Annotated in this window: 2 protein-coding genes, 1 pseudogene and 2 riboswitches; all 3 genes and pseudogenes read left to right on the forward strand. The window is 73.6% G+C overall.

Features of this window, described 5'->3' with window-relative positions; genetic code table 11:
- Positions 1-1476 (forward strand): NYN domain-containing protein (locus tag E1298_RS44800; RefSeq protein ID WP_424923226.1); only part of this gene is annotated, 1476 nt, incomplete at its 5' end.
- Positions 1477-1757: 281 nt separating this feature from the next.
- Positions 1758-2732 carry a C40 family peptidase gene (locus E1298_RS44805; RefSeq protein ID WP_243726226.1) on the forward strand — a complete coding sequence of 325 codons (975 nt, stop codon included), beginning with the start codon at positions 1758-1760 and terminating at the stop codon, positions 2730-2732.
- Positions 2733-3249: 517 nt separating this feature from the next.
- Positions 3250-3444, forward strand: a riboswitch (cyclic di-AMP (ydaO/yuaA leader).
- 282 nt (positions 3445-3726) lie between these two features.
- Positions 3727-3871, forward strand: a riboswitch (cyclic di-AMP (ydaO/yuaA leader).
- Between the two features lie 9 nt (positions 3872-3880).
- A pseudogene (locus E1298_RS44810) lies at positions 3881-4159 on the forward strand (hypothetical protein); the annotation flags it as partial.

A 4159-nucleotide genomic window follows, 5' to 3' on the forward strand; every position in this document is an offset into this window, starting at 1 on the left:
GTCCAGGAGGGCCAGGAGCGGACCCCCGCCGAGGCCCCCCGAAGCCCCGAGGAGCCCGCGCGCGACCCGTGCTCCGCGGAGCCGTCCCCCGAGGAGCCGTCCCCCGAGGAGCCTTCCGAGGAGCCGTCCGCCGAAGAGTCTTCCGACGGGGAGCCGCCCGGCCGGAGCGAGCAGCTCGGACGGCCGCTGCCCGAGGCCGTCCGGCAGAGCGTGGTCGAGACCGCCGCCGAGCTGCTCGGCGCGCTGCCGTCCGACGAGGTGCCGGTCCCGCTGCGCCGGTTCGCGCGGTTCGAGCGCCGCAAGCGCGCCAAGCTCGCCGGGCAGCACATCGCGGCGCTGCTGGAGAAGGACCCCGGCTTCCGGCTGCGCGTCGCCGGGCCGCTGCGGGCGGCGCAGCCCGAGCTCGTGGAGGCGGTCGAGGACGGCGACGTGCCGCCCGCCGCCGACCCGGTGCGGGTCGCGGTGCTGGCCTACCTGCTGCGCCCCGCCGGCTGGACGGACCTGGTCGAGGCCGCCCGCGAGGAGCTGGAGCGCTCCGCGACCGCGTCGGAGGAGGAGGCGGCCGAGCGCCGCGTCGCCGCGCTCAGGGAGGAGCTGGCCGCCGCCCGCGCGGCGCGCGCGGCGGAGGTCGACAAGCTGCGGTCGGAGCTGCGCGAGAGCAAGACCGAGGTGGCCGAGCTGCGCCGCAAGCTGCACGACGCCCGCACCAAGGCGCGGGCCGCGCAGGAGCGCGCCGAGTCGATCGCGGCCGGCACCGAGCGCGACCTCGCCGCCGCGCGGGAGTCGACCGCCGCGTCCGAGAAGGAGATGCGCAAGCTGCGCGCCCGCGCCGTCCAGGCCGAGGCCGCCGCGGAGGCCGCCAAGCGGGCGGCGCGCGAGGGCCGCAACGTCGACGACGTCCGGCTGCGGATGCTGCTCGACACGCTCCTGGACGCGGCGCAGGGCGTCCGCCGGGAGCTGGCTCTGCCGTCGACCATCGGCCGTCCCGCCGACGCGGTGGGCGCGCCGGAGGCCGGCCGGGCGGCGCACCGCGCGCTGCCGGGGCGCGCGCTGTCCGACAGCGACCCGCAGCTGCTCGACCGGCTGCTGACGCTGCCGCAGGTCCATCTGGTCGTGGACGGCTACAACGTCACCAAGACCGGGTACGGCGACCTGCCGCTGTCCGACCAGCGCAACCGGCTGATGTCGGGCCTCGGCGGGCTCGCGGCGCAGACCCGCGCCGAGGTGACGTGCGTGTTCGACGGCGCCGACCTGGACGCGCCGGTGCCGATCGGGGCGCCGCGCGGGGTGCGGGTGCTGTTCAGCCGCACGGGGCAGACCGCCGACGAGCTGATCGGCGACCTCGTGCGGGCGGAGCCGCCCGGCCGCGCCGTCGTGGTGGTGTCCAGCGACCGCGAGGTGGCCGACGCGGCCCGGCGGGCCGGCGCGCGCCCCGCGCCCTCCACCCTGCTGTTGCGCCGCCTGGGACGGTCGTAGAGGATCTGCTGCGTGGCACGGCCCCGGTCCCCCGGGCCCCCCGGGCCGGGCCCGATCCGACGCTCTGCGATTTCGACAGCACGTGAAGTAGCTGTTTGAAGGAGAAAGTCGATCAGAAAGTGACGTTTCGGTTGTGACGGTTGTTGCCCGTCGCTAATGTCGTCCCGCTGATGTCGTGGACGAGAGGGGCGATTTCGACCGTGGCCAAAGATCTCATCGGGGTCTCAGCGCACTCGCGCGAACGGCGGGGCGCACGTGCGGGGAACGGCACCTCCCGCCGCTTGGCGGCCACCGCCTGCCTGGTCGTGGTGACGTCCTTCGCGTTCACCCCGGTGGACGCGCACGCGGCCGCGCCGAAGCCGAGCGCGACCGAGGTGCGCAAGAAGCTCACCAAGCTCAATGAAGAGGTCGACCAGGCCGTCGAGAAGTACAACAAGATCAACGAGCAGCTGAAGATCGCCAAGCGGAAGCTCGACGCGGCCAAGAAGTCCAGCAAGGGCGAGGAGGCGTCGTTCGAGCAGCAGCGCTCCAAGATCGCCCAGATGGCGGCCGACGCCTACAAGAACGGCGACTCCGCCGACGTGACGGGCTTCGTCGGCAGCAAGGACCCGCAGTCGATCCTCGACCAGGCGGCGGTCTTCACGCACCTGTCGCAGGAGCGCAGCTCCCAGCTCACCCAGTTCCTGGCCACCGCGCAGCGGCTCCGCCGCGAGCAGGCGCAGGCCCAGGCCGCCTACGACGACGTCGCGGGCAAGGCCAAGGAGCTCAAGGACAAGAAGGGCAAGCTCGACAAGCAGGTCAACGAGCAGAAGAAGCTGCTGAAGAAGCTCGGGGTGAAGACCCCGAGCAGCAACGGCGGCGGTAACGGCGGCGCGGGCGGCTCCTACAACGGCCCGGCCAGCGGTTCGGCGCGCACGGCCCTCAACTTCGCCTACGCGCAGCTCGGCAAGCCGTACTCTTACGGCGCGGCCGGACCGGGCTCCTACGACTGCTCCGGGCTGACCATGCGCTCGTGGGGCGCGGCGGGCGTGAGCATCACCCGCACCACCAACTCGCAGTACGCGGCGACCAAGCACATCGACAAGAGCGCCCTCCAGCCGGGCGACCTGGTGTTCTTCAGCAACCTCGGCCACGTCGGCATGTACGTCGGCGGCGGCAAGATGATCCACGCCCCGCACACCGGTGACGTCGTCAAGATCTCCGACATCACCTCGGGCTACTACCAGTCCAACTTCTACGGCGCGACCCGCCCCTGACGGCCCCCCGGGGCCCTCTCGCGGGCCCCGGGCACGGCCCGGACGGCGGGCCGCGCCACCCCTCCCCCGACAACGGACCGGGCTTGACCTGGTCCGTTGTCTTTTTTGTGGGGGATTTGCCTTCTGATGGCGCTTTGATACCTTGTCACCACTCAAGGCGCTCTCCAGGCGCTCTTGTCCCGCGGTGCCCACCCGGCACGGCGGTCCCGCACGGCACATCCAGCTGCCGTGCGACGGCGGCGCGATCCACGTGCCGCCTCCCGAGGTCGGTGCGATCCACGCGCCGTCCCGCGGCGCCGAAGGCGCCGCAACGGTCTCCTTCGAGACCCGGCCGGCCCGGCCGACCGTGCGCACGCCGCAGCGTGCATGGCGCTGAGAGCGCGCCACGGCGGTCCTCGCAGGGTCACGGCCCGTGCGGTCCCCTGGACAGGGGCCGCCGCCCTCACAACATCAACGCCGCTCCTTCGCACGCGGGACACAGGGTCCCGCGCCCGGGCCCCATCGCGCCCCCAGGATCGCAGCGGCAACGCCGAGTCCGCCGTCGCGCGGAGCCGGGGACCCACATCGGCCGGCGTCCAGGGACCTCCCTGGACGGACATGCCGGTCCCGGGGTGAATCGGCGCGACTCTCCCTCCATGGCGAGAGCCCGCCGTAGGGCCACTTCCACGCCCGAACCCGTCAGCTAACCCGGTAGGCGTCTTGGAAGATAAGGAGTGATTCTGTCCAGTAACCCTCAGCAGCACATCAATATCGGCCTCCGCCGGAAGATCTCGCTCTCCGGCACCGTGCGGCCCGGTTAGCCGCACGCATCGACCCGGGCGTGGCCGCCCGTCCATCGTGCGGCCACGCCCGGCCCCTCTCCACAGGCCCCCGCCCTGGAGCGGGACCTCTGACCATCCCCCATCGGGCGCCCGCCCCCGGGCGCCCCACCGCCGAGTCCGCGCCGTGCCGCACGGTGTCCCACCGCGGGCGTGCAGTGTCCCACTGCGCCCATGCGGTTCGTTCGCCATGCCCGCACGGCTTCCCGCGGAGCCGGGGACCCATCGTCCCTCGGGGTGAATCGGCCTGCCGCAGGCCGTAGGGCGACTTCCACGCCCGAACCCGTCAGCTAACCCGGTAGGCGGCTTGGAAGCCAAGGAGACCCCCTGTTGGCAGGCAAGCACCGCAAGACCAGCCCCATGGCCCTGACCTGGCGGACGACCGGCGGAGTGATCGTCGGCGCCGCCGTCCTCGGCACCGCCGCGGCGACCGCGCAGGCGTCGGTCCTGCCGTTCGGCTCGGAGCCGTCCAAGCCCGTGACGGCCCAGATGGCCATCGCGAAGACCGCACCCGGGCACGCGTCCAAGCCGGGCGCGAAGACCACCGGCAGGCCGGCGCCCGCCAGGGCCTCGCGCTCCGCCCCGCGCACCGCCCCGCACGCGGTGCCC

This window comes from Actinomadura rubrisoli, assembly GCF_004349215.1.
In the GTDB taxonomy this organism is placed as follows: Bacteria; Actinomycetota; Actinomycetes; order Streptosporangiales; family Streptosporangiaceae; genus Spirillospora; species Spirillospora rubrisoli.